Here is a 25,449-nt window from a genome sequence, read left to right as displayed (position 1 = left end):
GTCCTCCACTCGCTTCGGCCCACGCCGCTGGAAGCCCTCGCGAAGGCTCCGCCCTTCCCTACGGCTGCGGGGCGCCCCGCGCTCAACGGAACGAAAGACCCAGGTGCCGCGCCGGGCGAGGGGCGCCAGGTGACCAAACCGGGGCCGCGCTCGTTTGTCCTGCGTGCAGCCACAGCATGTCGCCCACCGCGCACCCCGCTCCGCCGGACCCGCCGTCGATGTCGAGCAGGCCGAGGCCGCGCTCGTCGAGCACTACCCCCGGCTCGTGCGGCTCGCCTATCTGATGCTGCCGGGCGATCTCGGCCGGCGCCGCCGGGTCCTGACCGCGCACTCCCTCGTCCAGCGCGCGCTGCCGCGCGGGCGGGCCGCGCTGCCCGCGATCCCGACCCAGGGCGGAAGGGGAGGCGGCGCACAGGCTCCGGGCGGCGCCGGGCGCGATCCCGGCCCCGGGTACGCGCTGCTGCGCCTGAAGGTGGTGCGCGCGGCGCTGGAGGCGAGCCGCCCGCTGCGGCGCGCGGCCTGGCCGAAGCGCTCGCAGCTGCCGCCGCTGCTGCCCCAGGTGTGGGGTCTGCGGCTGTTCCCGCGTTCCGGCGGCGCCGGTGAACTCGCCCTGGAGCAGCGCCTTTCGGCGCTCTCCGGCCCGGCGCGCGCGGCGTATGTGCTGCGGGGTCTGGAGCGCCTGCCCGAGGACGCGGTGCGCAAGGTGCTGCGGTCGGCGGGCGCGCCGGACCCGGCGGCGGCGATCCGCGAGGCCGCGCGGGTCCCGGCGCAGGACGCCCTGCTCGCCTCCCCCGAGTTCGACCCCTGCGCGCTCCAGGCGCTGCCGACCGACCTGATGCGGCGCAGGCACCACACCAAGGCCGTCCTGGCAGCCGCGGCGGCCGTCGTGGTGTGCGCGGCGCTGCTCGTGCGGCCGGACGGCGGGTGGGGTGCGGGCGCCTCCTCCTCGGCGGGCAATCCCGCCGTCGAGGCCGCCCTGGATCCGGCCCTGCTGACCAGGGTGCCGGCAGGCGCGTGGAAGACGTCCGCGCGCACCGACTTCTCCGTGTGGCCCGCGCGCGGCGAGCTGACCGGGGACCGGGCCTTCCTCGGCCGGGCGCTGGCCGCGTGGGCGGACCCCGGGCCGTCCGTCCGGTTCTCCGCCACCCCCGGCACCCCCTCCGGTCCCCCGGCCGGCCCGCCGCATCTGCTGTACGCCGGGCAGGTCGACACCGCCCGGGTGGCCGTCTTCTACGACGGCCTGCGCATCGCCCGGTACGCCGAGCCGACGGGCGGACGCGTCGGGGCCGCGCTCGACTTCGCCCGGGTCGACTCGGCCGCCGGCGCCGAGGCGGAGGCCGTGGTCCTGTACCGCGCGGACGGCGGCGTCCGCTATCTCACCGCGCCCTGGGTGACCAAGGCCGCCGCGCGGGACCTGCTCCGGCCCGTGCCGGCCACCCTGGGCCTGGGCCCCGAGGACGGGGTGACGGCGCCGCTGGCCGGCCCCTCCCGCCCGGACGCCCCCTGCACCGCGTGGAACGCGCTCCAGGTCACGGACGGCTCCGGAAGCACCCGGCTGCTGACCGACCTCGGGGAACTGGTCCCGGCGCATCTCACCGTGGGGCGGCCCGCCGCGCCCAAGGAGGTGACCGGTGACGAGGCACTGCGCACCTGGGCGCCGTTCGCCTGCTCGCTCGCGGCGGTGCGGGGGCAGGGCGTGCGGTCCGTGAACGCGTGGGGGTACGCGCGCCAGACCCTGCCGGACGGGTCCGGGGCCGCGGACTGGATGTGCGCGCGGGCGGAGACCTGGCGGGGGGACGAGCCCCGGGTCCTCGCCGAGTTCCACACGCCGGGCGGCCGGTTCGGCGCGGTGGCGGCGAAGGCGGAGGGGGTGGCCGCGTGCGGCGCGAAGGATCCCCATGTGCTGGCGGGCGTGCTGTGGAAGTCGGCGGGGGGCAGCTGGTATCTGCTCGCCGCGGGCAGCGAGGACACCGCGTCGATCCGTGCGAGCGGCGCGGTCGACGGCTCGGGGCGGGGCAACCTGCTCGCGCTGCGTACGAGCCGAGGGGCGAAGGCGGGACTGAAGGCGACGCTGGTGGACGGGAGGACGATCAGCGGGCTGCGGTAGCGCGATGGCGACCGTCGCGCGCGGCCCTGTGAACGACGGCCGGCGATCCGGCCGGTCCGAGGCTGGATTCGATCGGTAAGGTGTTCGTATGACTACCGGGGTACGCCGCAGGCTGGGAGTCGAGGAGCGGCGGCAGCAGTTGATCGGCGTCGCGCTCGAACTGTTCAGCCAGCGCTCCCCCGACGAGGTCTCCATCGATGAGATAGCGTCCGCGGCGGGCATCTCGCGCCCGCTGGTCTACCACTACTTCCCCGGCAAACGCAGCCTGTACGAAGCCGCGCTGAAGCGTGCCTCGCAGGATCTGGCGGACCGGTTCGTGGAGCCGTGCCAGGGGCCGCTGGGGCAGCGGCTGCTGCGGGTGATGGGCCGGTTCTTCGACTTCGTGGACGAACACGGGCCGGGTTTCTCGGCGTTGATGCGCGGGGGGCCGGCCGTGGGCTCGTCCCGGACGAACGCGCTGATCAGCTCGGTCCGGCAGGCCGCGTACGTCCAGATGCTGGTGCATCTGGACATCCAGGACCCGCCACCCGTGCGGCTCGAACTGGTGATCCGCTCCTGGATCTCGCTCTGCGAGTCCACGGCCCTGCTCTGGCTCGACGGGCGGCGCATCCCGCGCCGTGAGCTGGAGCGGCAGCTCGTGCACGACTTCGCGGCGCTGGCCGCGGTGAGCGCGGTGTACGACGACGAGATGAAGACGCTGCTGCGCCACGCGCTCAAGAACGAGCCGGTGGACGGCCCGTTCACCGAGCTGATGGCCCGGCTGCTCTCACTGGCCTCGTAACCGCGACCGACCGCACCGGCCGCACCGGGGGGGGACCGGCCCGGGGTGGCCCCGAACCGGTCCCGCTTCTCCGCGTGCGGCTCCCTACCGCCGGGCGAAGACCGCCACCGTGCGGCCGGGCACGGAGAACGTGCCGGATCCCACCGCGTACGACGACCGCTTGACGACCGGGTCCGCGCCCCGGGCCTGGACGGTGTGCAGCGCGTACCGTTCACCGGCGAGGGCAGCGACCGTCTGGGTCTGCCGCTGGGGGCTCGCGTTGAGGACCACGACCAGATCACCGAGCTTCATCGTGATCACGCCGGGGGTCTCGTCCCTGCCGGACAGCGGGAAGGACAGCGTCGACTGCACCTGGTCGGCGGTGGCGAGGGAGAAGGCGGGTTCGGTGGTACGGATCCTCAGCAGGTCCCGGTAGGCGGCCGAGGCCGAGCGGATCTGGTCGCAGCCGACCCTGACCGAGCGCAGCAACGGGGTGGCGTACGGCCACGCGGACCGGTTGTCGGCGGCGGGAGGCAGCCCGCGCCCGAAGCCGTTGCCGTCGCGGCAGTCCCAGTGGATCGCGTTGAACCAGTCGCCGCTGTCGAAGGAGTTGCGGTCCAGGGACTTGGACCGCAGCAGGTCGGTGCCCGCCTGGGAGAGCGACGGGCCCTGGGAGAGGGTGGCCGTGGCCATGGCCAGCACCTGTGCGCGGGCCCGGTCGGGGGCGCTGGTGGAGGCGGGCAGCTTGTAGGTGAGCGCGTCGAACAGCGTCTCGTTGTCGTGGGCGTCCACGTAGGCGAGGGCGTCGCCGGGCGCGTCGGCGTATCCGGCGGGCGCCCCGTTGTAGTCGACGCCGGCCCCGGTGACCTGCTTGCCGGCGCTGTCGGTGAAGCGGTAGGCGGCGAGATCGCCGGTCAGCCCGACCTTGATGAGGTCCTGCTGGTGCAGGAGGCGCGCCTTCTGCTCGGCCGTCGTCCCGTTGCCGGTGGCGGAGTTGGGGTCGGTGTACAGCCCGGACGCGAAGCCCTGAAGGCCGGGGTCGGAGTCGAAGGGGCTTCCGCCGCGTACGGCGTCCCGGGCCCGGTCGGAGAAGGTCGCGACGCCCGTCCCGGCCATGTTCGCCTGGGTGGCCTGGGTGAAGCGGGCGCCGTCGGCGACCTCCCCGAAGTTCCAGCCCTCCCCGTACAGGATGATCTTCTTGCCGTCGACGCCGTCCTTCTTCGGGGTGAGCCCGTCCAGGGCCTTTCTGACCGCGAGGATGTTCGCCTTCGGGTGGTGGCCCATGAGGTCGAAGCGGAAGCCGTCGACCTTGTACTCCTTGGCCCAGGTGACGATCGAGTCCACGACGAGCTTGCCCATCATGGCGTTCTCGGGCGCGGTGTCGGCGCAGCAGCTGGAGTCGGCCACGGATCCGTCGGCGAGCAGCCGCTGGTAGTAGCCGGGCACGATCCGGTCCAGTACGGAGGTGTCGGCCTGACCCGCGGCGGCGGTGTGGTTGTAGACGACGTCCATCACGACCCGCAGCCCGTCCTGGTTGAGCGACTGGACCATCCTGCGGAACTGGACCGTCCGGGCGGTGCCGTCCGGGTCGGTGGCGTAGGAGCCCTCGGGGACCGTGAAGTGGTAGGGGTCGTAGCCCCAGTTGTAGGCGTCCTTCGCGGCGGTCGCGGTGACGCACGCCTGCTGCCGGTCGGAGTCGGCGGGGTAGGCCGCGAGGTCGCAGGCGGGACCGGTCTGCGCGGACCTCCTCTCGGGGACGGTCGAGAAGTCGAACGCGGGCAGCAGATGGACGTACGACGTTCCCGCGCGGGCCAGTTCGCGCAGGTGCCGGGAGCCGTCGCTGTCCTTGGCGGTGAACGCGAGGTAGGTGCCCCGCTCCCCCGCCGGTACGGTGCCGTCCGCGACGGAGAAGTCACGGATGTGCAGTTCCTGGATCTGGGCGCTCCTGAGCGGCACCGCCTTGGGCTTGCGCAGGGCGGACCAGCCGCCGGGGGCCAGGGTCCTGTCGTCCAGGTCGACGGCCAGGCTGCGCGTGGAGTCGGCGCTCAGCGCCAGGGAGTAGGGATCGGTGACCTTGTTGGTGACGATCTTGTGGACGGTGGGCGCCCACACCTGGACGACGTAGCGGTAGGGCTTGTTCTTCCAGGACGCGGGGCCCGTCACGGACCAGACGCCGGTGGCGGCGTCGCGGTGCATGGCGGCGGTGGTGCCGCCGAGTTCCAGCCGCACCGACCGCGCGGTGGGCGCCCACACGGCGAGGGTGGGGCGGCCGTGGTCGAACGTCGGGCCCAGCCGGGCCGTTCGCGCGCCGGCGTAGAGGTCGTCGAGCACCCCGGCGCTCTGGACGCCGGTCGCGGCGAGCACGGCGCCGTTCTCGGCCCGCTGGCTCGCGACGAGTTGGCCGCGCAGCGCCTCGCGCACCCGGGTGCGGTCGCGCGGGTCGACGGACCAGGCGGTGTAGTCCTTGAGGTGCGGGAACTTCGCCTTCTGGGCGTCGGTGAGCGTGGTCCTGGTCAGCCGGAGCCAGCGCTCGTCGTCGCTCGTCAGTGTCCCGGCCCGGACGGCGATCGAGCCGTCGCGGGACGCGAGGAGCTGGGTGGAGGCGGCACCGTCGACGCCGTTCCAGGCCACGGTGTCCCGGTCGATCCAGATCGCCTTGGACGTGCTCAGGTCCAGGGCCGCGGCGCCGCCCGCCGGCTGCGGCAGCAGGTGTTCGTCCTGGCCGTCGAGCAGCCACACCTCATGGCCGTCCGCGGCCAGGTCGAGGGACTGGTCGGTGGGGAGGTCCTTGGTGTCCCCGCGGTGGACGATGTAGTCGAGGCTGGTGGCGCCGGCGGCCAGCGGCACCTCGAAGACCGCGCCGTACGCGTCGGTCCGTACCGGCTTCAGCGGGCTGGACCAGTCGGTGGGGTGTGCGGCGCCGGTCCACACGTGCAGGCCCCAGCCGTCGTAGTCGCCGTCGGCCCGGTGGTAGTGCAGGACCGCCTTCGCGGGGTCCGGGGCGGGGAGGTCGGGCCGCTGGGTCAGGACGTCGGGCCTGCCCTGCTCGATCCACACCTCACCGGTCCTGGTGACGTCGATGTTGCGGTCGGCCGAGACGTCCTTGTCGCCGTTCTTGTCGACGACGAGGAAGCCGACGCCGGCGGCGCCGGGCTTCAGCTTGACGTAGGCGAAGGCTCCGTACGCGTCGCGGCCGATGAAGGGGTGGCCGGCGGGCCAGGTGGTGGCCTCGCCGTCCGCGAGGTCGCCCCAGGCGTACAGGCTCCAGTCGGCGTAGTCGCCGTCGGGGCGCTTGTAGTGGACGATCGCGTGGTCGCGGGTGGAGGCCGTGGGGATCGGCGGGGCGGGCGGGGTGCCGGTGGTGCTCTGGGCCAGGGCGCTCGCCGTGCGGCCCGCCGAGTCGACCACCACCGCCTTGTAGCGCAGGGCGGTGCCGGCCGGGACGTTCGCGGCGATGGTCTGGGTGACCTTGTACGGGGCGTGGTCGGCGGAGCCGAGGACGCGCCAGGGGCCGTCGCCGGTCTGGGCGGCGAAGACCACGCGGTCGAGCCGGCCGCCGTCGGCGTCGGCGGAGACCTGCACGGTGCCGGTGGCGCCCGCGTCTGGGGCCTTCAGGGTGATCTCCGGCCTGGTGGCCGGTGCGGCCGGCGGGCGGGCGGCCTTGAGGACGACGGCGGAGTAGGCCGGGACGGTGACGGTGACCTTGGTGTCGGGGCCGGAGGTGACGGTGGCGCCGGTGCCGTGGATCCCCCGGTACACCATGCCCGCCGAGCTGGTCTCGAACGTCGCCCGCCGGGTGTCACCGGCGTTGTTCAGGGCCACCACGTAGTCGGCGCCGGAGGCCGCGTCCGTCCGGGAGAACGCGTAGATCCCGGGGCCGTCGGCCGCGTAGCGCTCGGTCTGGACGCCGTCGGTCAGGGCGGGGTTGTCCCGCCGCAGCTTCGCGAGAGCGCTGATCTGCTCGTAGAGCGGCGCTCTGGTGTCGTAGGAGTCGCTCGCGTGCGTCCGGTCGGTGCCGATCTCGTCGTCGTCGAGGTAGTCGGGCACCTTTGAGGCGAACATCGTCTGGCGGGCGTCCTTGTCGCCGCCGGCGCCGGTGAAGCCCTGCTCGTCGCCGTAGTAGACGACCGGGTTGCCCCGGCTGAGGAACATCAGCTCGTTGGCGAACTCGTCCTTGCGCAGCAGCTGCGCGTCGGACGCGGCGGGGTTGTCCTGCTTCAGGAAGGAGCCGATGCGGCCCATGTCGTGGTTGCCGAGGAAGGTGACCTGCTCGTACGCGTTGGCCTTGTCCGTCGTGTACCGGTAGTCGTCGGCGAACACGCTCGCCAGCCGGCGGGCGCTGCCGCCCTGGGAGGCGTAGGCGCGGGCCGCGTCCTGGAAGGGGAAGTCGAGTGTCGCGTCCAGGCGGCCCTGGGTGACGTAGGGGGAGGTGACGGCCGGGTCGGCGGAGTACACCTCGCCGAACATGAAGAAGTGCTTGCGGCCGTGCGCGGCGGCGTAGCGGTCGAGGGCGGTCGCCCACTGGGTCCAGAACGGCATGTCGACGTGCTTGACGGTGTCGATGCGGAAGCCGTCGATGTCGAAGTCCCGCACCCAGCGCTGGTAGATCCTCTCCATGCCGCTGACGACCTCGGGGCGCTCGGTCCACAGGTCGTCCAGGCCCGAGAAGTCGCCGTAGGTCGCGTTCTCCCCGGTGTAGGTGGAGTCGCCGCGGTTGTGGTACATCGTCGGGTCGTTGAGCCAGGCCGGGACCTTGGTGTTCCGCTTCGCCGCCGGGACGCTCGGGGTGCGCGGGAAGGAGGCGGCGTCCACGGGCGGGAACCCGCTCCCGCCGTCCGCGTGGTCGGCGTCGTCGAAGGGCCGCCCGTCCCTGGTCAGATAGGGGAAGGCGCCCTTGGAGAGGTAGTCGTGGGACTGGCCCTTGTAGTCGACGACGTCGGCGGTGTGGTTGGTGATGACGTCGAAGAAGACCTTCATGCCCTTGGCGTGGGCCGTGGAGATGAGGGTCCTGAGGTCCGCGGCGGTCCCGAAGTGCGGGTCGACCCGGGTGAAGTCGGTGATCCAGTAGCCGTGGTACCCGGCGCTCGCGTCGCTCCCGCTTCCCTGCACGGGCTGGTTCTTGAAGATCGGGGCCATCCAGATGGCGGTGGTGCCGAGCCCCTTGATGTAGTCGAGGCGCCGGGTGAGGCCCTTGAGGTCGCCGCCCTGGTAGAAGCCCTTGTCGGTGGGGTCGTAGCCGGTGGCCAGGCGTGAACCGGTCAGTCCGCCGCGGTCGTTGCTCCTGTCACCGTTGGCGAACCGGTCCGGCATGACGAAGTAGAACTGTTCTCGGGTGTCGTCGTGCCGGGCGGGTTCGGCGGCGAGGCGGGCGTCGGAGGGCGGTGCGGGCGGCGGTGCGGCCGCCCGCGCGGCGAGGGGCGGGGCGAGGACTGCGGCGAGGGCGGCGACGGCGACCGCCGCGACCCTGCCCCGACGCGGGCTGCGGCGCGTCCGCGGCGCCGGCCATCTCGGTATCACAGGCGTGAACTCCTAGCGAATACGGCTCAATTGGACCGACCCCACGCCCACGGCACGGCTACGGTGCCGGGCGCCCGCGTGACCGTATCGCCGCCGCAAGGCGTACAGCAAGAGGCGTGAAACATGCGGAAAGATTTTTCAGCAGCTCGACTTGCCCGCGTAGAGGGCGAGGGCCGTGTCCGGTCCGAGGGTGGCGCTGAACCGGCCGCCGGAGTCGACGCTCACCGTGGTCTCGTGCTGCACGTCGCAGTACGTGCCGGCGGCCAGCGAGGTCTGGTAGGTGCGGGTCAGGGCGGAGGTCTCGTGGTTGAGGGCCACATAGCCCCTGTCGCCCCGTCCGAACGCGATGGCGTTGTTCCCGTCGTCCCACCAGTTCGTGACGGCCTGCCCGCGCGTGGCGTTGCGGAAGGCGACCATGCGGACGATCTCCGGCCAGGCGTGCTGGCACTTCCAGCCGTCCTGCCAGCAGGCGCCGACCGTACCGCCGTCCGGCGGGCCCGCATCCGGATCGGTCCACTCGTAGCCGGAGTCGATGTCCGGGGCGCCGTAGGGGTAGGCCAGCATGAACACGTTGGCGAGCGTGTAGTCGGCGCCGTCCTTGTAGCTCAGCGTGCTGCCGTTGCGCTCGGTGTCGTGGTTGTCCACGAACACGCCCGCCACCGAGCCGTTCAGATAGCCCCAGCCCTCGCCGAAGTTCTTGAGGTAGGCGAGCTTCTCGCGGGTGAGGACGCGCTTGAGGTCGTAGGCGTACCGGAACTCCTGGACGTCCCCGTTCCCGGTGTACTCGGTGGGCTGGGCGGCCTCGCCGGCGCCGTAGACGACCTCCTGCTTCCAGTAGGCGTCGGGCCTGGTCAGCCGGGACTTGATGTTCGCCAGGTCCTCGGCCGGGATGTGCTTGGCCGCGTCGATGCGGAAGCCGTCGACCCCGAGGCCCAGCAGGTCGTTCAGGTATCCGGCGATGGCCTTGCGGACGTACTCCTCGCCGGTGTCCAGGTCGGCGAGGCCGACCAGTTCGCAGTGCTGGACGTTCCAGCGGTCCTGGTAGTCGGTGACCTGGGCGGTGCAGTCGTCGAAGTCGGGGGAGGAGTACAGGCCCGGGTAGTCGTACTTGGTGTAGGGGCTGCCGCCGGTGCCGGTGCCGCTGCCCGCCGACATGTGGTTGACGACGGAGTCGACCACGACCTTCACCCCCGCCGCGTGGCAGGTGTTCACCATGGCCTGGAAGGCGGCGCGGTCACCGAGCCGGCCGGCGATCCGGTACGAGACGGGCTGGTACGACGTCCACCACTGCGGGCCCTGTATGTGCTCGGCGGGCGGGGAGACCTGGACGTATCCGTAGCCGGCGGGACCGAGGGTGCGGGTGCACTCCGTGGCCACCGAGGCGTACTTCCACTCGAAGAGGACGGCGGTGACGTCCTTGGCGCCGGGCGGGGAGGCCTGCGCGGAAGTCGGGTACATGCCAAATGCGAGCGCGGAGAGGGCGGCGGCGAGGGCCGGCACCGCGCGGAGGGATCTGCGTGCCATGGGGGTCCTTCGTCCTTGAAGGAGCTTGCTGAAATCTTTCAGCAAACTTGCGGTGACGCAGATGTTAAGGGCCCGCTGCCGAAAAGGCAGCGGGCCGGTGTGAAGGTGGTGCGAGGACTTGCGGACGCGCCGTCAGGTCCCCGCCGTCAGGCCCCCGCCGTCAGGCCCCCGCCGTCAGGCCCCCGCCGTCGTCCACCACACGGTGGTGTCCGCCGGGAGCTTGGCCTCGCCGCCGGTCTCGGCGATCTCATCGCTGGCGAGCAGCAGCCGCCCGTGCGCCGGTGTCGTCACCGACTCGCCCGTGGTGTTGGCGACACACACGAACTCCCCCCGTCGGAAGGCGAGGACGCCGTCCGGCGCCTTCAGCCACTCGACGCTCTCGCCCGCGCCCAGGTCGGCCTGGGCGCGGCGGACGGCCAGCGCCGCACGGTACAGCTCCAGGGTCGAGCCGGGCGTCCCGGTCTGCGCCTGGACGCTCAACCCGCCCCACTCCGGCGGCTGCGGCAGCCAGCTCCCCCCGCCGCCGAAGCCGTACGAGGACCCGTCCCGCGTCCACGGGATCGGGACCCGGCAGCCGTCGCGGAAGCCGTCCTGGCCCGCGCCCCGGAAGTAGGCGGGGTCCTGCCGCACCTCGTCGGGGAGGTCGACCACGTCCGGCAGGCCGAGTTCCTCGCCCTGGTAGAGGTAGGCCGAGCCGGGCAGCGCCAGCATGAGCAGGGTGGCGGCCCGAGCCCGGCGCAGCCCGAGGGCGCGGTCGCCCGCCGTGCGGATCTGGGTGCCGAGACCGGGCGGGTTGGCGAAGCGGGTGGCGTGGCGGGTGACGTCGTGGTTGGACAGCACCCAGGTGGCGGGGGCGCCGACCGGGCGCATGGCGTCGAGGGTGCGTGCGATGACCTCGCGCAGTTCGGCCGCGTCCCAGGCGCTGCTCAGGTACTGGAAGTTGAAGGCCTGGTGGAGTTCGTCGGGGCGCACGTAGTGGGCGGTGCGCTCGATGGTCGGGGTCCAGGCCTCGGCGACGAAGATCCGGTCGCCGGAGTACTCGTCCAGGATAGTGCGCCACTGGCGGTAGATGGCGTGGACGCCGTCCTGGTCGAAGAACGGCATGACGTCGTTGCCCAGCAGCTTGAGCTGGTCCCGGCCGCCGAGGTCGGGCAGTCCCTCGGCCTTCACCAGGCCGTGGGCGACGTCGACGCGGAAGCCGTCCACGCCGATGTCGAGCCAGAACCGCAGGATGGAGCGGAACTCGTCGCCGACGGCCGGGTGGTCCCAGTTGAAGTCGGGCTGCTCGGGCGCGAACAGGTGGAGGTACCACTCGCCGTCCGGCACCCGCGTCCAGGCCGGCCCGCCGAAGATGGACTCCCAGTCGTTGGGCGGGAGTTCGCCGTCCTCGCCCTTGCCGGGGCGGAAGTGGTAGCGGTCCCGCAGCGGGGAGCCGGGGCCTTCGGCGAGGGCGCGTTTGAACCACTCGTGCTGGTCGGAGGAGTGGTTGGGGACGAGGTCCACGATGATCCTGAGCCCGAGCGCGTGCGCGTCGCGGACGAGCGCGTCGGCGTCCAGGAGGGTGCCGAACATGGGGTCGACGGCACGGTAGTCGGCGACGTCGTAGCCGGCGTCGGCCTGCGGAGAGGCGTAGAACGGGCTGAGCCACACGGCGTCCACGCCGAGGTCGCGCAGATACGGGAGTCGGGAGCGCACGCCCTGCAGGTCGCCCATGCCGTCGCCGTCGCCGTCGGCGAAGCTGCGCGGATAGACCTGGTAGATCACCGCGTGCCGCCACCAGTCGCGGTGTGCCGCGGCGACGGTGGCGAGGGCGGAGTGCGGGGCCGGGTCGGCGGAGTACTGGCTCATGGCGTCCTTGGTGCGGTGGGGGTCCGGGCGCCCGGGCGGGGCCGGGCGGGCGGAGCCGAGGTCGTCAGGTCGTCGGAGGACTGGGGGAGGAACGAGGGGGAAGAAGAGACGGGGCGAAGTGGTGCGGCGGCCGCGGTTCCAGCGGGGTCTGGAGGGAACCGCGGCCGCCACCCGCGCGCCGGGCGCGCGGGAGCCCTGGAAGGGGCGGCGGTCAGCCCTTGGTTCCGCCCGCGGTGAGGCCGGTCACCAGGTTCCTCTGCACGAGGTAGAAGAACACCGACGCGGGTATCGCGATCAGCACCGCGGTGGCGGCCATGAGGTTGCGCTGCGCGTCGTGTTCGCTGACGAAGCTCTGCAGGCCCACGGCGAAGGTGTACTTGTCCTCGCTCAGCATGAAGGTGGAGGCGAAGGCGACCTCGCCGAAGGCGGTGAGGAAGTTGTAGAAGGCGGCGACCGCCAGGCCGGGCTTGGCGAGCGGCAGGATCAGCCGGAAGAAGGTGCCGAAGGGGCTGAGCCCGTCGACCCGTCCCGCCTCGTCGATCTCGAACGGGATCGTGTCGAAGTAGCCCTTGAGCAGCCAGGCGCTGTAGGGCACGACGGTCGTGCAGTAGACGAGGATCAGGCCGAGGTAGGTGTCGATGAGTCCGAGGTCCGACAGGATCTGGTACATCGGCACGATCAGGACGGCGATCGGGAACATCTGGGTGACCAGCAGCACCCACATGAACTTCCGGTAGCCGGGGAAGCGCATGCGGGAGACGGCGTAGCCGCTGGTCGCGGCGAGCAGCACGCCGATGAACGTGGCGCCCAGGGTGACGATGAGCGAGCTCTTCAGCCAGTCGAAGAAGCCCGTGTGGTTCAGGACGAACGCGTAGTTGGCCAGCGACATCGTGTGCAGGATGTGGCCGGGGTGCAGGTAGTCGTCCTTGTCCGGGCCCAGCGACAGGAAGATCAGCCAGGCGACGGGGAAGAACGCGATCAGGCTCGCCACGGTCAGGGCGGCGTGGGAGGCGGCCCTCGCCAGGGGCCCCCGGCTGCCGCGGCCGCGGGCCCGGCGGCGCGCGGTGGCCGTCGGGGCGGGGCCGGGCGCGGGTTCGGGCGTCGCGACGGAGGTCTGGGCGGTGGTCGTACTCATGGGATCTCCTGCTCCTGCCTCAGATCGCGGACTGCTGGTCGTTGCGGCTCAGCCAGCGGCGGTAGAAGGACGTGAAGACGATCAGGACGGCCAGCAGCAGGATGCCGTAGGCGGCGGACTGGGCGAAGTCACGCGGCTGCTGCCCGAAGCCCAGTTGGTAGGCCCAGGTGACCAGGATCTGGGCGTCGGGGGCCGTCTTGCCGAACAGCAGGAAGACGATCGCGAACTGGTTGAAGGTCCAGATGACGCCGAGGAGCACGACGGTGGCGCTCACCGACCGCAGGCCCGGCAGGGTGACATGGCGAAAGCGCTGCCAGGCGTTGGCGCCGTCCATCTCGGCGGCCTCGTAGAGCGAGCCGTCGATGGCCTGGAGCCCGCCGAGCAGGGAGAGCATCATGAACGGCACACCGCACCAGGTGTTGACCATGATCGCGGCGAACCGCTGCCAGAAGGTGTCCTCCAGCCACTGCGGCTCGGGCAGGTGCAGGGCGTGCAGGGCGGCGTTGACGACACCGCCGTCGGCGAGCATGAAGCGCCAGCCGAAGACGGTGACGAAGGTGGGGACGGCCCAGGGCAGTACCAGCACCATGCGGTAGAAGGTGCGGCCGCGGAACTTCTGGTTCAGCAGCAGCGCGAGCGCGAGGCCGATGCCGTAGTGCAGGGCGACGCAGAGCACCGTCCAGACGACGGTCCACACGAAGTGCGACCAGAACCGGTCGTAGGACGTCGGACCGAACAGGATGTCCCGGTAGTTGTCGAGCCCGACGAACCGGTAGGTGGCGTCGATGTGGTTGACGCCGATGGTGCGGGCCGTGTTGAGGCTGTCGGCGTCGGTGAGGGTGAGGTAGAGGCCGTACACCAGGGGGTAGAGCACGAGGGCGCCGAGCACGACGGCCACGGGCGCGATCATCACGTACGCGTACCAGTGCTTCTCGTAGCCGTGCCTCAGGCGCCGGCCGAGGCCAGGACGCGGCGCGCGGTCACCTCGGCGCTTGCCGGTCGCGCGGTCGATGGCGACTGTCATGGTTCGACAACCTTCGGGGTCTGCGGATCAGGGGCGACTGGCCTGGGCCTTGCCCGGCCCGGTGCGGCCGGTGGCCGCCGGATCCCTCCCCCGGTGCACGGAGGATCCGGCGGCCCCGCGCTTCACCTACTTGCTGAAGTCCGGGACGAGCTTGTCGATCGCGAGCTCCACGTTGCTCAGGCCCTTGTCCAGGGACTCCTTGCCGCCCGCGATCCTGGGCAGCTCGGTGTCGAGCGGGCCCCACAGCGAGCTGTACTCGGGCAGTGCCGGGCGCGGCTGGGCGGCGGCGAGGACGCCCTGGTAGCCGGCGATCCCGGGGTCGGCCTTGACCGCGGCGGTGTAGGCGTCCTCGCGGGTGGGCAGGGTGGAGTTCTTCCGGGCGATCGTCTCCTGGGACGCCGCCGAGGTCATGAACTTCAGGAACGTCAGGGCCGCCGCCTGGTGCGCCTTGTCGGAACCGGCGTACACGGCGAGGTTGTGGCCGCCGGTGGGGGCGCCCGCCTTGCCGGTGGAGCCGGCCGGGACGGTGGCGATGCCCAGGTTGGACTTGTCGGTGAAGGCCGACCCCTTGTAGAAGTTCGTGATCTCCCAGGGGCCCTGGACGATCGCGGCGACCTTGCCGTTCACGAACGCGTCCTGGATGTGGGCGTAGGCGTCCGCGGTCGTGTCGGCCTTGTGCAGGCCCTTGCCGTCGAACATGCCCAGCCAGGTGCCGTACGCCTTCTTCGCGGCGGGCGAGGCGACGGTGACCTTCTTGGCGCTGGCGTCGACGGTGTCGGTGCCCTCGCCGTAGAGGAAGGTCTGGGCGTAGTAGCCGGCCGTGGAGCCCCAGTAGCCGTCGACGCCGGTCTTGTCCTTGACCTTGGCGGCGTCGGACTTCAGCTCGTCCCAGGTCTTCGGCGCCTCGGTGATCCCGGCCTTCTTGAACAGGGCCTTGTTGTAGACGAGGGCGAGGGTGTCGGTGACCAGCGGCACGCCGTAGGTCTTGCCCTCGTACTGGGCCTGCTTGATCAGGCTCGGCTGGAACTTGCCCTGGTCGGCGAGGGCCTCGGTGCCGTCCAGCGGCAGGAAGTAGCCCTTCTTGGCGAAGGCGGGCGTCCAGCCGACCTCCGAGCGCAGCACGTCGGGAGCGCCCTGGGAGCCGGCGGCGGTGTCGAACTTGTTCTGCGCCTGGTCGAAGGGCACGTTGACGTACTTGACCTTGATCTTCGGGTTGGCCTTCTCGAAGCCGTCCACCAGGGCCTGGTACGTCGGCGCCTCGTTCGTGGCGTTGGAGGTGTCCCACCAGGTGATGGTGACCGGCCCGTCCGACTTGCCGCTGTCGCTGCCGCTGCTGCCGCAGGCCGCCGCCGTCAGGGCGACGGACGCCACCAGTGCGGTGACCGCTATGCCACGCCGCATGAGTTCTCCTTGAGGGTGAAAGCCCGAGGACGCCGCCGGGCGACGTGAACGTAACAGCGATGTAAGCGCGACGAAAGGTCTTGCTGCAAAAAAGCGAAAGATCGGCCTTCGGTTACCGGAACGTGACCCTGCCGTGAGGACCGTATGTCTTGCGTTTCCGCAGTTGTACGCCCACACAGCTGGAGGGTGGACAGGTGTGCAAGACTCTGCAAGCTCTTGCCGCACGGGCCCACGAAGCGCGTGCCGCACGGATCACACGACGACGAGGGGGCGCGATGGCGCAGCGACCGGCAGGGGGCCGCTCCACGGATCGGGCCCGGCGTCCGATCGGTGGGCAAGCACAGGGACGACCGGTACAGTCCACTCCTGTGACCACACGCCTTGCCGACATCGCAGCCCAGGCGGGCGTCAGCGAGGCGACCGTCAGCCGGGTGCTGAACGGCAAGCCGGGCGTCGCCGCGACCACGCGCCAGTCGGTGCTGGCCGCGCTCGACGTCCTCGGGTACGAGCGTCCGGTGCGGCTGCGGCAGCGCAGCGAGGGCCTGGTCGGGCTGATCACCCCGGAGCTGGAGAACCCGATCTTCCCCGCGCTCGCCCAGGTCATCGGCCAGGCGCTGACACGCCAGGGGTACACACCGGTGCTGGCCACGCAGACGCCGGGCGGGTCCACGGAGGACGAGCTCACCGAGATGCTGGTGGACCGCGGGGTCGCGGGCATCATCTACGTCTCCGGGCTGCACGCCGACACCACCGCCGACATGGAGCGCTACGAGCGGCTGCGCGCGCAGGGCGTGCCGTTCGTGCTGGTGGACGGCTTCTCGCCGAAGGTGCAGGCGCCGTTCATCTCCCCCGACGACCGGGCCGCGACGACCCTGGCGGTCACGCACCTGGTCTCGCTCGGCCACACCCGCATCGGCCTGGCCCTCGGGCCCCGGCGCTTCGTGCCGGTGCAGCGCAAGATCGAGGGGTTCGTGCGCACGATGCACGAGCGGCTCGGGCTGGCCCCCGACGACATAGAGACGCGGCTGATCCAGCACTCGCTGTACACGCTGGAGGGCGGGCAGGCGGCGGCGTCCGCGCTCATGGACCGGGGGTGCACGGCGGTGGTGTGCGCGAGCGACATGATGGCGCTCGGGGCGATACGCGCCGCACGGCAGCGGGGGCTGGAGGTTCCCACCGACGTCTCGGTGGTGGGGTTCGACGACTCGCCGCTGATCGCGTTCACGGATCCACCGCTGACGACGGTACGGAAGCCGGTGCCGGCCATGGGGCAGGCGGCGGTGCGGGCGCTGCTGGAGGAGATCGGGGGCACGCCGGCTCCGCACAGCGAGTTCGTGTTCATGCCGGAACTGGTCGTACGCGGCTCGACGGCGTCCCTGCGGCCGTAGCCCCGCGGGGCCTTGCGGCACGTCGTCCCCTGCGGGCCCGTCGTGGCTGATCGCGCAGTTCCCCGCGCCCCTGAAAAGCCACGCTCCGCGCACCCCGGGCCCCCGGACGCCCCCCTGAAAGACGCGCGGGGAACTGGCGCAGACCATGCCTCCCACCCCCAGCCCTTCAGGGGCGCGGGGAACTGCGCAAACCCCCCACCGGCTCGCAGCCGACCACCGGCCCCCAGGCCCAGCCCTTCAGGGGCGCGGGGAACTGCGCAAAACCCCCCACCGGCCCGCGCCCGAGCTCCATACCCCCGCCCAGCCGCCAGGCGCCCAGCCGCCAGGCGCCCCGCGGACATGCGACCCCCGGGGTTCCACGAGATGATCGTGGGGGAACACGGATCTGGCAGACTCTGTTGCTATGGGTAACGACACCGTGACCGCACTGGCCGGCCGCCAGGCCGTCGCGGACGAGACCGAGGACCGCGCAGGGCAGGCCCTGCCGCGCAGGATCCGCACCCCCCGCCGCCCCCGCCTCTGGTTCGAAGTCCTCCTCGTCGCGATGAGTTACTGGGTCTACTCCCTCATCCGCAACGCGGTCCCGGAGCAGCGGACCAAGGCGCTCGCCGACGCCGACTGGCTCTGGCAGGTGGAGCAGCGGCTCGGGATCGCCGTGGAGGGCACCGTCAACCACGCCGTGAACGCGGTGACATGGCTGATCGTGGGGATGAACTACTACTACGCGACGCTGCACTTCATCGTCACGCTGAGTGTGCTGGTCTGGTTGTACCGGCGCCATCCGGGCCGGTACGCGGCAACCCGGCTCACCCTGTTCGCCACCACGGGCGCGGCGTTGCTCGGCTACTACTTCTTCCCGCTGGCGCCGCCGCGCCTGATGACGGGCGGCCACTTCGTCGACACGGTGACGGTGCACCACACGTGGGGCTCGATGGCGTCGGGCGACCTGAAGCACATGTCGAACCAGTACGCGGCGATGCCGTCGATGCACATCGGCTGGTCCCTGTGGTGCGGCCTGACGATCTTCACGCTGGCGTCGCTGCCCTGGGCCCGGGTACTGGGCCTGCTCTACCCCGCGACCACCCTCGTGGTGATCGTCGCCACGGCGAACCACTTCTGGCTGGACGCGGCGGGCGGCGCCCTCTGCCTGGGCTTCGGGTTCGCGGTGGCCAGGCTCTGGTACGGCGCGCCGCCGCACACACCGCCGGTCGCCGTGGCCGGCGCCGAGAGCGGCGGCGCCGGGGCTCACGCTCCGTAGAAGAGTTCCTCGACCACGGCCCGGGCCCTGCGGGTCGTGCGCCGGTACTCGTCCAGCATGTCCCCGACATGACCCGGCCCGTACCCCAGGTAGCGCCCCACCGCGGCCAGCTCCCGCGCCTCGGAGGGGAACGTGTCGCCGGCCCGTCCCCGGACGAGCATCACCGCGTTGCGCACCCGGGAGGCGAGCACCCAGGCCTCGTCCAGGATGGCGGCCTCCTCGCCCGGGATCAGCCCCGCGGCGCACGCGGCGGCGAGGGCCTCACGGGTGCGGGTGGTGCGCAGCCCGGGCTCGGCCCAGCCGTGGCGGAGCTGGAGCAGCTGGACCGTCCACTCCACGTCCGAGAGGCCGCCGCGCCCGAGCTTGGTGTGCAGGGTCTTGTCGGCGCCCCGGGGCAGCCGCTCGGACTCCATGCGGGCCTTCAGGCGCCGGATCTCGCGCACCGCCTCGTCGCCGAGCCCCTCCGCCGGGTAGCGCAGCGGGTCGATCAGCTCGATGAAGCGGCGCCCGAGGTCCTCGTCCCCGGCGACCGGCTCGGCGCGCAGCAGCGCGTGCGACTCCCAGACCAGGGACCAGCGCTGGTAGTAGGCCCGGTACGAGGGCAGGGTGCGCACCAGCGGCCCCGACTTGCCCTCGGGCCGCAGGTCGGCGTCGACCAGCAGCGGCGGGTCGCTGCTGGGGATCTGGAGCAGTCGGCGCATCTCGGAGACCACGCGGTTGGCCGCCTCGGACGCCTCCCGCTCGTCGACGCCCTCCTGCGGCTCGTGCACGAACAGGACGTCGGCGTCGGAGCCGTAGCCGAGTTCGTGTCCGCCGAAGCGGCCCATGCCGATGACGGCGAACCGGGTGGGCAGGGTGTCCCCCCAGCCGGCGCGCACGACGGCGCGCAGCGTGCCCGCGAGGGTCGCCGCCGTCAGGTCGGAGACGGCGCCGCCGACCAGGTCGATGAGGGCGCCCTGGTCCGGGGCGGCGGTGGTCTCCTCGGTGCCGTAGGAGCCGACGATGTCGGCGGCGGCCGTGCGGAACAGTTCGCGCCGCCGTACTCCGCGCGCGAAGGTGACGGCCTGTTCGGCGCTGGAGGCACGGCCGACGGCGGCGAGGATCTCCTGGTCGAGGTGGGCGCGGGAGCGGGGTTCGAGTCCGCCGCCGTACCCGCCGCCGTCGCCGTCGCCGAGCAGGGCGACCGCCTCGGGGGCCCGCATCAGCAGGTCGGGGGCGAGGCGTCCGGCGGACAGGACGCGGGCGAGGTTCTCGGCGGCGGCGCCCTCGTCGCGCAGCAGCCTGAGGTACCAGGGCGTCTTGCCGAGCGCGTCGGAGACCTTGCGGAAGTTCAGCAGGCCCGCGTCCGGGTCGGCGGAGTCGGCGAACCAGCCGAGCAGCACGGGCAGCAGGGTGCGCTGGATGGCGGACTTGCGGGTGACGCCGGAGGCCAGCGCCTCCAGGTGGCGCAGGGCGGCCGCCGGGTCGGCGTAGCCGAGGGCGACGAGCCGTTCCCGGGCCGCGTCGGCGCTCAGCCGGGTCTCGCCGGGCGCGAGTTGGGCGACGGCGTCGAGCAGCGGCCGGTAGAAGAGCTTCTCGTGCAGACGCCGTACGACGCCGGAGTGCCGTTTCCACTCGCGGCGCAGGGAGGTGACGGGGTCGGTGCGCAGGCCCAGCGAGCGGCCCAGGCGCCGCAGGTCGGCCTCGTCCTCGGGGACGAGGTGGGTGCGGCGCAGCCGGTGGAGCTGGATGCGGTGCTCCATGGAGCGCAGGAAGCGGTACGCCTCGTCGAGCTGGACGGCGTCCGAGCGGCCCACGTAGCCGCCGTTCGCGAGGGCCTTGAGCGCGTCCAGGGTCGTGCCGCTGCGCAGCGAGGAGTCGGCGCGGCCGTGCACCAACTGAAGCAGCTGGACGGCGAATTCGACGTCCCTCAGGCCTCCGGGCCCCAGTTTGAGCTCCCGCTCGACCTCGCCGGCGGGGATGTTGTCGATGACCCGGCGGCGCATCCGCTGCACGTCGGCGACGAAGTTCTCGCGCTCGGCGGCCTGCCAGACCAGCGGGGCGAGAGCGGCCGTGTACTCCTCGCCCAGGTCCATGTCGCCCGCCACCGGGCGGGCCTTGAGCAGTGCCTGGAACTCCCAGGTCTTGGCCCAGCGCTGGTAGTAGGCGAGATGGCTGCTGAGGGTGCGCACCAGGGGGCCGTTCCTGCCCTCGGGGCGCAGGTTGGCGTCGACGGGCCAGATGCTGCCCTCGACGGTGGTCTCGGAGCAGATCCGCATCATGTGCGAGGCGAGCCGGGTCGCGGCCTGGAGCGCCTTGGCCTCCTCGGCGCCGGCCGCGGGCTCGCCGACGAAGATGACGTCCACGTCGGAGACGTAGTTGAGTTCGTGGCCGCCGCACTTGCCCATCGCGATCACCGCGAGACGGCAGCGCGCGGCGTCCTCGGGTGCCGCGGCGGCGGCGAGGGCGAGGGCGGAGCGCAGGGTGGCGGTGGCGAGGTCGGCGAGTTCGGCGGCGGTCTGGGCGAGGTCGGTGGTGCCGCACACGTCGCGGGCGGCGATCGACAGCAGGCAGCGGCGGTAGGCGACACGCAGCGAGACGGGGTCGGTGGCCTCGGTCAGCCGCCGTTCGAACTCCGCGACGCCGGGGTGCAGGTCCTGGGCCTCGTAGGTGACCAGTTCGTGCCAGTCGCCGGGGTGGCGGGCGAGGTGGTCGGCGAGCGCGGTGGAGGCGCCGAGGACCCCGAGGAGCCGGTCCCGCAGCGGTTTGGCGGCGATCAGGGTGTCGAGCAGTTCACGCCGGGCGGTGGGCGCGGGCTGCGCCTCCAGCAGCCGGGCGAGCCCGTGCAGGGCCTGGTCGGGGTCGGCGGTCGCGCCCAGGGCCTCCAGGAGGAACGGATCGGACCTTATGGGCGTCAGTTCCGGGCTCTGCAGCAGGCGGTCGGCGGCGGAGGGGTCGGTGAAGCCGTGCCGCAACAGCCGCGTGAACGTACTGCTCCTGCGCCCTTGGGGCACGGTCATCCCTCGGCCTCCCGACCATCGATCACGGCACCGGCTGCGGCACTGGCTTTCGAGATTAGCCTCCGTGCCCGCGCACAGCGCCCGCGCGGTGCGCGTCGGGTACGGGAACGGGCCGTGCGGCGCAGCATTTCATCCGTTCTTCACCCGCCGGGCCGGGTGGCGTGACCCTCCGGAACATTGGCGTGTCCATGCTCCATGTCGCACGGTCATCCCCCGCTCCCCCAACCGGAGGTAGAAGTGTCCGGCAGTTCCGTCGTCCGCCGCACCCGTGCCACCGTGACCGCCGCCGCGGCCCTCGCCGCCACGGCGGTCGGGCTGTGGACCGGCCTCGGCGGCGAGACGCCCGCGCACGCCGCGAGCGCCGTCCCGTCCCCGGACCACGTGGTCGTCGTGGTCATGGAGAACCACGCGTACAGCCAGGTGATCGGCGCCTCCGGCGCCCCGTACCTCAACTCGCTGCGGTCCGGCGGCGCGGTCCTCACCCAGTCGTACGCGCAGACCCACCCCAGCCAGCCCAACTACTTCGCGCTGTTCTCCGGCTCCACCCAGGGCATCACGGACGACAGCTGCTACACGCCCGGCTTCTCCTCGGCGAAGAACCTGGCCTCCGAGCAGATCGCGGCGGGCCGCACCTGGGCGAGCTACAACGAGACCCTGCCCAGCCAGGGCTCGACCACGTGCGGCACCGGCGACTACGCGCGCAAGCACAACCCCTGGTTCGGTTTCAGCAACGTACCGACGTCGAGCGCCAGGACGTTCACGCAGTTCCCCGGCGACTACGCGACGCTGCCCCAGCTGTCGTTCGTGACCCCCAACCTGTGCAGCGACATGCACGACTGCTCGGTGTCGACCGGTGACACCTGGCTGAAGAACAAGCTCGGCGCGTACGCCACCTGGGCCAAATCCCACAACAGCCTGCTGGTCGTCACCTTCGACGAGGACAACAGGCTCAGCGGCAACCGCATCCCGACGGTGCTCTACGGCCAGCCCGTCGCCGCCGGTTCGAGCAGCGCCACCACCTACGACCACTACGACCTGCTGCGCACCCTGGAGGACACCCAGGGCCTGACCTCGCACGCGGGCAACGCCGCCTCGGCCAAGGACATCACCGGCATCTGGGCCTCCTGAGATGTACGTCGCGGACAGCCGTGCCACCTCCCAGCCACCGGCACCGCCATCGGCACCGGCATCCCGGTCCGCGGACCGCGTCGTCCGGCATCCCGCCGGGCGGCGCCTGTCCGCGATCGCGCCGACCGTGTTCGCCCTCGGCACGGTCAGCCTGGTCACCGACGTCTCCTCCGAGATGGTCACGGCGGTGCTCCCGCTGTACCTGGTGGCGGGCCTGGGCCTGACCCCGCTGGGCTTCGGGCTCCTGGACGGGATCTACAACGGCTTCTCGGCGCTGGTGCGCCTGGCCGGGGGCCATCTCGCCGACCGGGGCGAAGGACGCCACAAGTGGGTGGCCGGCATCGGCTACGGCCTGTCGGCGCTGTGCAAGCCGCTGCTGCTGCTCGCCCACTCCCTGCCCCTGATCGGCCTGGTCCTGGCCGCCGACCGCACCGGCAAGGGCCTGCGCACGGCGCCCCGCGACGCGCTGATCTCCCTCTCCAGCACACCGGAGAACCGCGGCCGCGCCTTCGGGGTGCATCGCGCGATGGACACGGCGGGCGCCCTGCTCGGCCCGCTCGTGGCGTTCTGGATCCTGCGGGCGACGGTCGACGGGTACGACGCGGTGTTCACGGTCAGCTTCTGCGTGGCCGTGGCGGGCGTACTGGTCCTGGCGCTGTTCGTGCCGGGTGCGGCGGGCGCCCCCTCGGACGGGAGCGCGCGGCCGACGCTGCGCGCGGCCCTCGCCCTGCTGCGCCGCCCCGATCTGCGCCGCATCGCGCTCTGCGCGCTGCTCCTGGGCCTCGCGACGGTCAGCGACTCGTTCGTGTACCTCCTGCTGCAGCGAGGCCTCGGCGTCCCCGAACGCTGTTTCCCGCTGCTGCCGCTGGGCACCGCGGCCGCCTTCCTGCTGCTGGCCGTGCCGCTGGGCCGGCTCGCGGACCGGGTGGGCCGCTGGCGCGTCTTCCTGGCGGGCCACGCGGCCCTGCTGTCGGCGTACGGCCTGCTGCTCGGCTCCTGGCACCCGGCGGCGCTGCCGTTCGCCGTGCTCGCCCTGCACGGCTGCTTCTACGCGGCGACCGACGGCGTCCTGATGGCGGCGGCCTCGGACAGCGTGCCCGAGGAACTGCGCTCCTCCGGTCTGGCCCTGGTGCAGACGGGCCAGGCGGGCGCCCGCTTCGTCTGCTCACTGGGGTTCGGCGCCGCCTGGACCGTGTGGGGCGACCGCGCGGCGCTGACGGCGTCGACGGCCGTGCTCGCGCTGTGCGCCATGCTCTGTCTGGTCCTTCGCCCGAAAGGCACGGTATGACGTTCCGCGTCCGCGTCCTGGTCCTGCTCCTCGCCCTGCTGCTGCTCACCGGGGCCGCGGCGGCGTCGGTGCTGCACGCCTCGGCGCGCGCCGAGCGCAGGGACCGGCCCCGGGCGGGCGGGCCGCCCATCTCCTCCGGCCGGGTGGGACTGGCGGAGCCGGGCCGGCTGGTGTTCCGGAACATGGCCTGGGGGCCGCACCGCGACGAGCTGGTCTCGGTGCCGGCCCAGGACCCGTCGGGCGCGCGCACCGCCGCCGCCGTCACCTGCCTGCGCTTCTACGCCGCCTCGGGCACCGGCGTGTGCCTGCGGGCCGTGCACGGCCCGGTCTCGGACACCTACCGCGCGGTGATCCTGGACGCCCGCCTGCACGAGCGGGCGCACTACGACGTCCCGGGCATCCCCTCCCGCGCCCGGGTCTCCCCCAGCGGGCACTACGCCGCGTGGACGGCGTTCGTCGGCGGGGACTCGTACGCGGGCACCGACTTCTCGACCCGGACGGCGATCGTCGACGTCCGCACGGGCGAGCTGACGCCGTCGCTGGAGTCCTACCGCGTCGTCAAGGACGGCAGGACCTACCGTGCGCCGGACATGAACTTCTGGGGCGTGACCTTCGCGGCGGACGACCGCACCTTCTACGCGACCCTCGCGACGCACGGCACGACCTACCTTGTGCGCGGCGACCTGGGCAGCCGCACGGTCACCGCGCTGCGGACGAACGTCGAGTGCCCCTCGCTGTCTCCCGACGGCACCCGGATCGCGTTCAAGAAGCGCGTCGCGGGCCTGCCCGCGGACGCCCCCTGGCGGCTGTACGTCCTGAACCCGCGCACGGGCCGCGAGACGCCCCTCGCGGAGCCGCGCAGCGTGGACGACCAGGCGGTGTGGCGCGACACCCGCACCCTGGTCTACGCCCTGCCGGGCGACTACGGGGCGGACCTGTACGAGGTCCCGGCCGACGGCACCGGCACCCCGCGCCGCCTCACCACGGCGGCGGTGTCCCCGGCCTACCTCCGCTGAGCGGCCTCGGCGGCGAGGCTCTTGTACAGGTGGACGTCCTCCGCGCCCCCGGGGATGCCGGGGGTCCTGCCGGTCTCGACATAGCCGTGCTGGCGGTAGAACTCCGGGGCCTGGAAAGTGAACGACGACAGGCAGGCCCGGTCGCAGCCGCGCCGCCGCGCCTCCTCCTCGGCGGCCAGCAGCAGCCGGCTCCCCCAACCGTCCCCTCGGCTCTCCTCGCGGACCCAGAGCATGTCGATGTCGAGCAGCCCGCCCCACGTCGACCCGGACAGGCCCCCGATCAGCTCTCCGGCGTCGTCCACGGCCTTCACCGACAGCTCGCCCTGGTCGGCGTCCGTGGTGCCGGTCGCGCGCTGGTTGAACTCGTCCAGCCCCTTGGACAGCCGCCGGTTCAGCTTCTTGTCGTGGTGCCCGACGCTCAACGTCCCACCGGTGCCCTCATGCGCCATGCCGCACAGTGTGACATACCGTCACATTCACTCCCCCTCCCGGCACACGACCGACCGGACACCGCCGACCCCGGGGCAGCCACCGCCGACGCCCGACTGGGCGAGGTGCGCGTAGCCTTCGACCACCTCGCCACGGACCGAGGTGCGCACCCCGCAACGATCGAGTGACGAAGGAGGGAGGTCCGCATGTCGGACAGGGCACGCCTGCAACGGTGGACGCCGGCCGAGATGGACGCCTATGAGCATGCACGAGCGATGTTGAACGCGGTGATCGCCGCCTACAGCGCCCGAGTCGGCACCGCGCCGAACCCGCAGGAGGCACGGGCTCTGCGGGAGGAACGGGAACCAGTGCTGATTGAGCGAGATCGGCTGACCGCCGACCACCGAGAACGGATCGCGGAGATCATCCGGGAGATGCCCGCCAGGCTCGCCGCGGTGCGCGACGGGGGCGCGGGCGAGTGACGCCGAGCGGCCGTCGAGGCGTCGGCCGCGACCCTGACACGGTCGACGGGCTGCCCCGTTATGTTTTCCGCGGTCCTGCAAGAGGACCGCTGGCCTCCGGGCCCGGTATGACTTTTGCCCCCTGTCGATGGCATGACCTGGGGGG

Annotated in this window: 17 protein-coding genes; 8 read left to right on the top strand and 9 right to left on the bottom strand. The window is 72.4% G+C overall.

Annotated features, from left to right (window positions below):
- The first annotated feature begins 163 nt into the window (after nt 1-163).
- Nucleotides 164-2,107, top strand: coding sequence for a hypothetical protein (locus AB0C59_RS27410; protein ID WP_363009141.1), 1,944 nt, complete (start codon nt 164-166; stop codon nt 2,105-2,107).
- 88 nt (nt 2,108-2,195) lie between these two features.
- Nucleotides 2,196-2,888: a TetR/AcrR family transcriptional regulator gene (locus AB0C59_RS27405; RefSeq protein WP_363009139.1), complete on the top strand. Its 693-nt coding sequence runs from the start codon at nt 2,196-2,198 to the stop codon at nt 2,886-2,888.
- A gap of 84 nt (nt 2,889-2,972) precedes the next feature.
- On the opposite strand, the gene pulA is transcribed toward AB0C59_RS27405, so the two are convergent.
- From pulA to AB0C59_RS27375, 6 genes are all read right to left on the bottom strand, one after another.
- Nucleotides 2,973-8,384: a pullulanase-type alpha-1,6-glucosidase gene (gene pulA / locus AB0C59_RS27400; RefSeq protein WP_363009137.1), complete on the bottom strand. Its 5,412-nt coding sequence runs from the start codon at nt 8,382-8,384 to the stop codon at nt 2,973-2,975.
- Between the two features lie 138 nt (nt 8,385-8,522).
- On the bottom strand, nt 8,523-9,908 hold the full coding sequence (locus AB0C59_RS27395; protein ID WP_363009135.1) for an alpha-amylase family protein: 1,386 nt from the start codon (nt 9,906-9,908) through the stop codon (nt 8,523-8,525).
- Nucleotides 9,909-10,082: 174 nt separating this feature from the next.
- The gene (locus AB0C59_RS27390) at nt 10,083-11,756 is read right to left on the bottom strand and encodes a glycoside hydrolase family 13 protein (RefSeq protein ID WP_363009133.1); all 1,674 of its coding nucleotides are present in this window, start codon (nt 11,754-11,756) and stop codon (nt 10,083-10,085) included.
- 211 nt (nt 11,757-11,967) lie between these two features.
- On the bottom strand, nt 11,968-12,891 hold the full coding sequence (locus AB0C59_RS27385) for a carbohydrate ABC transporter permease (RefSeq protein ID WP_363009131.1): 924 nt from the start codon (nt 12,889-12,891) through the stop codon (nt 11,968-11,970).
- A 19-nt stretch (nt 12,892-12,910) separates the two neighbouring features.
- Entirely contained in the window at nt 12,911-13,915 is a 1,005-nt protein-coding gene (locus AB0C59_RS27380) for a sugar ABC transporter permease (protein WP_363009129.1), read from the bottom strand.
- 126 nt (nt 13,916-14,041) lie between these two features.
- Nucleotides 14,042-15,316 (bottom strand): extracellular solute-binding protein, encoded by a 1,275-nt coding sequence (locus AB0C59_RS27375; protein WP_363009127.1) that lies wholly within the window; start codon nt 15,314-15,316, stop codon nt 14,042-14,044.
- 368 nt (nt 15,317-15,684) lie between these two features.
- Between AB0C59_RS27375 and AB0C59_RS27370 the strand changes: the two genes are divergently transcribed.
- A complete protein-coding gene (locus tag AB0C59_RS27370) occupies nt 15,685-16,704 on the top strand; it encodes a LacI family DNA-binding transcriptional regulator (RefSeq protein WP_363009125.1) in 1,020 nt (339 codons plus the stop codon).
- Between the two features lie 403 nt (nt 16,705-17,107).
- On the top strand, nt 17,108-17,962 hold the full coding sequence (locus AB0C59_RS27365; protein WP_363009123.1) for a phosphatase PAP2 family protein: 855 nt from the start codon (nt 17,108-17,110) through the stop codon (nt 17,960-17,962).
- Here the strand turns inward: AB0C59_RS27365 and AB0C59_RS27360 are convergent.
- The gene (locus AB0C59_RS27360; RefSeq protein WP_363009121.1) at nt 17,950-20,961 is read right to left on the bottom strand and encodes a bifunctional [glutamine synthetase] adenylyltransferase/[glutamine synthetase]-adenylyl-L-tyrosine phosphorylase; all 3,012 of its coding nucleotides are present in this window, start codon (nt 20,959-20,961) and stop codon (nt 17,950-17,952) included. The genes AB0C59_RS27365 and AB0C59_RS27360 overlap by 13 nt on opposite strands.
- A 237-nt stretch (nt 20,962-21,198) precedes the next feature.
- Here AB0C59_RS27360 and AB0C59_RS27355 point away from each other — a divergent pair, with 237 nt between their 5' ends.
- From AB0C59_RS27355 to AB0C59_RS27345, 3 genes are read left to right on the top strand one after another with little or no spacing between them, the layout of a single operon-like run.
- A complete protein-coding gene (locus tag AB0C59_RS27355; RefSeq protein ID WP_363009119.1) occupies nt 21,199-22,089 on the top strand; it encodes an alkaline phosphatase family protein in 891 nt (296 codons plus the stop codon).
- 1 nt (nt 22,090) lies between these two features.
- Nucleotides 22,091-23,377 (top strand): MFS transporter, encoded by a 1,287-nt coding sequence (locus AB0C59_RS27350; protein WP_363009117.1) that lies wholly within the window; start codon nt 22,091-22,093, stop codon nt 23,375-23,377.
- The gene (locus AB0C59_RS27345) at nt 23,374-24,393 is read left to right on the top strand and encodes a TolB-like translocation protein (RefSeq protein ID WP_363009115.1); all 1,020 of its coding nucleotides are present in this window, start codon (nt 23,374-23,376) and stop codon (nt 24,391-24,393) included. The genes AB0C59_RS27350 and AB0C59_RS27345 overlap by 4 nt, the downstream gene beginning before the upstream one ends.
- Here AB0C59_RS27345 and AB0C59_RS27340 read toward each other — a convergent pair.
- Together AB0C59_RS27340 and AB0C59_RS27335 are read right to left on the bottom strand one after the other, a co-directional pair.
- Nucleotides 24,381-24,842 (bottom strand): GNAT family N-acetyltransferase, encoded by a 462-nt coding sequence (locus AB0C59_RS27340; RefSeq protein WP_363009113.1) that lies wholly within the window; start codon nt 24,840-24,842, stop codon nt 24,381-24,383. The two genes, AB0C59_RS27345 and AB0C59_RS27340, sit on opposite strands and share 13 nt — an antisense overlap.
- A 27-nt stretch (nt 24,843-24,869) precedes the next feature.
- Nucleotides 24,870-24,992 (bottom strand): hypothetical protein, encoded by a 123-nt coding sequence (locus AB0C59_RS27335; protein ID WP_363009111.1) that lies wholly within the window; start codon nt 24,990-24,992, stop codon nt 24,870-24,872.
- Nucleotides 24,993-25,028: 36 nt separating this feature from the next.
- Between AB0C59_RS27335 and AB0C59_RS27330 the strand changes: the two genes are divergently transcribed.
- A complete protein-coding gene (locus tag AB0C59_RS27330) occupies nt 25,029-25,304 on the top strand; it encodes a hypothetical protein (RefSeq protein WP_363009109.1) in 276 nt (91 codons plus the stop codon).
- Nucleotides 25,305-25,449: the final 145 nt, after the last annotated feature.

This window comes from Streptomyces sp. NPDC048664 (assembly GCF_040650555.1).
In the GTDB taxonomy this organism is placed as follows: domain Bacteria; phylum Actinomycetota; class Actinomycetes; order Streptomycetales; family Streptomycetaceae; genus Streptomyces.
The sequence above is the reverse complement of the archived record's forward strand: the minus strand, read 5'-3'. Positions and strand labels throughout refer to the sequence as shown.

Coding starts and splice junctions, on each gene's coding strand:
- AB0C59_RS27405 (WP_363009139.1), top strand. CDS start 2,196: ATGACTACCGGGGTACGCCGCAGGCTGGGAGTCGAGGAGCGGCGGCAG.
- AB0C59_RS27395 (WP_363009135.1), bottom strand. CDS start 9,908: ATGGCACGCAGATCCCTCCGCGCGGTGCCGGCCCTCGCCGCCGCCCTC.
- AB0C59_RS27390 (WP_363009133.1), bottom strand. CDS start 11,756: ATGAGCCAGTACTCCGCCGACCCGGCCCCGCACTCCGCCCTCGCCACC.
- AB0C59_RS27385 (WP_363009131.1), bottom strand. CDS start 12,891: ATGAGTACGACCACCGCCCAGACCTCCGTCGCGACGCCCGAACCCGCG.
- AB0C59_RS27380 (WP_363009129.1), bottom strand. CDS start 13,915: ATGACAGTCGCCATCGACCGCGCGACCGGCAAGCGCCGAGGTGACCGC.
- AB0C59_RS27375 (WP_363009127.1), bottom strand. CDS start 15,316: ATGCGGCGTGGCATAGCGGTCACCGCACTGGTGGCGTCCGTCGCCCTG.
- AB0C59_RS27365 (WP_363009123.1), top strand. CDS start 17,108: ATGGGTAACGACACCGTGACCGCACTGGCCGGCCGCCAGGCCGTCGCG.
- AB0C59_RS27360 (WP_363009121.1), bottom strand. CDS start 20,961: ATGACCGTGCCCCAAGGGCGCAGGAGCAGTACGTTCACGCGGCTGTTG.
- AB0C59_RS27350 (WP_363009117.1), top strand. CDS start 22,091: ATGTACGTCGCGGACAGCCGTGCCACCTCCCAGCCACCGGCACCGCCA.
- AB0C59_RS27345 (WP_363009115.1), top strand. CDS start 23,374: ATGACGTTCCGCGTCCGCGTCCTGGTCCTGCTCCTCGCCCTGCTGCTG.
- AB0C59_RS27340 (WP_363009113.1), bottom strand. CDS start 24,842: ATGGCGCATGAGGGCACCGGTGGGACGTTGAGCGTCGGGCACCACGAC.
- AB0C59_RS27330 (WP_363009109.1), top strand. CDS start 25,029: ATGTCGGACAGGGCACGCCTGCAACGGTGGACGCCGGCCGAGATGGAC.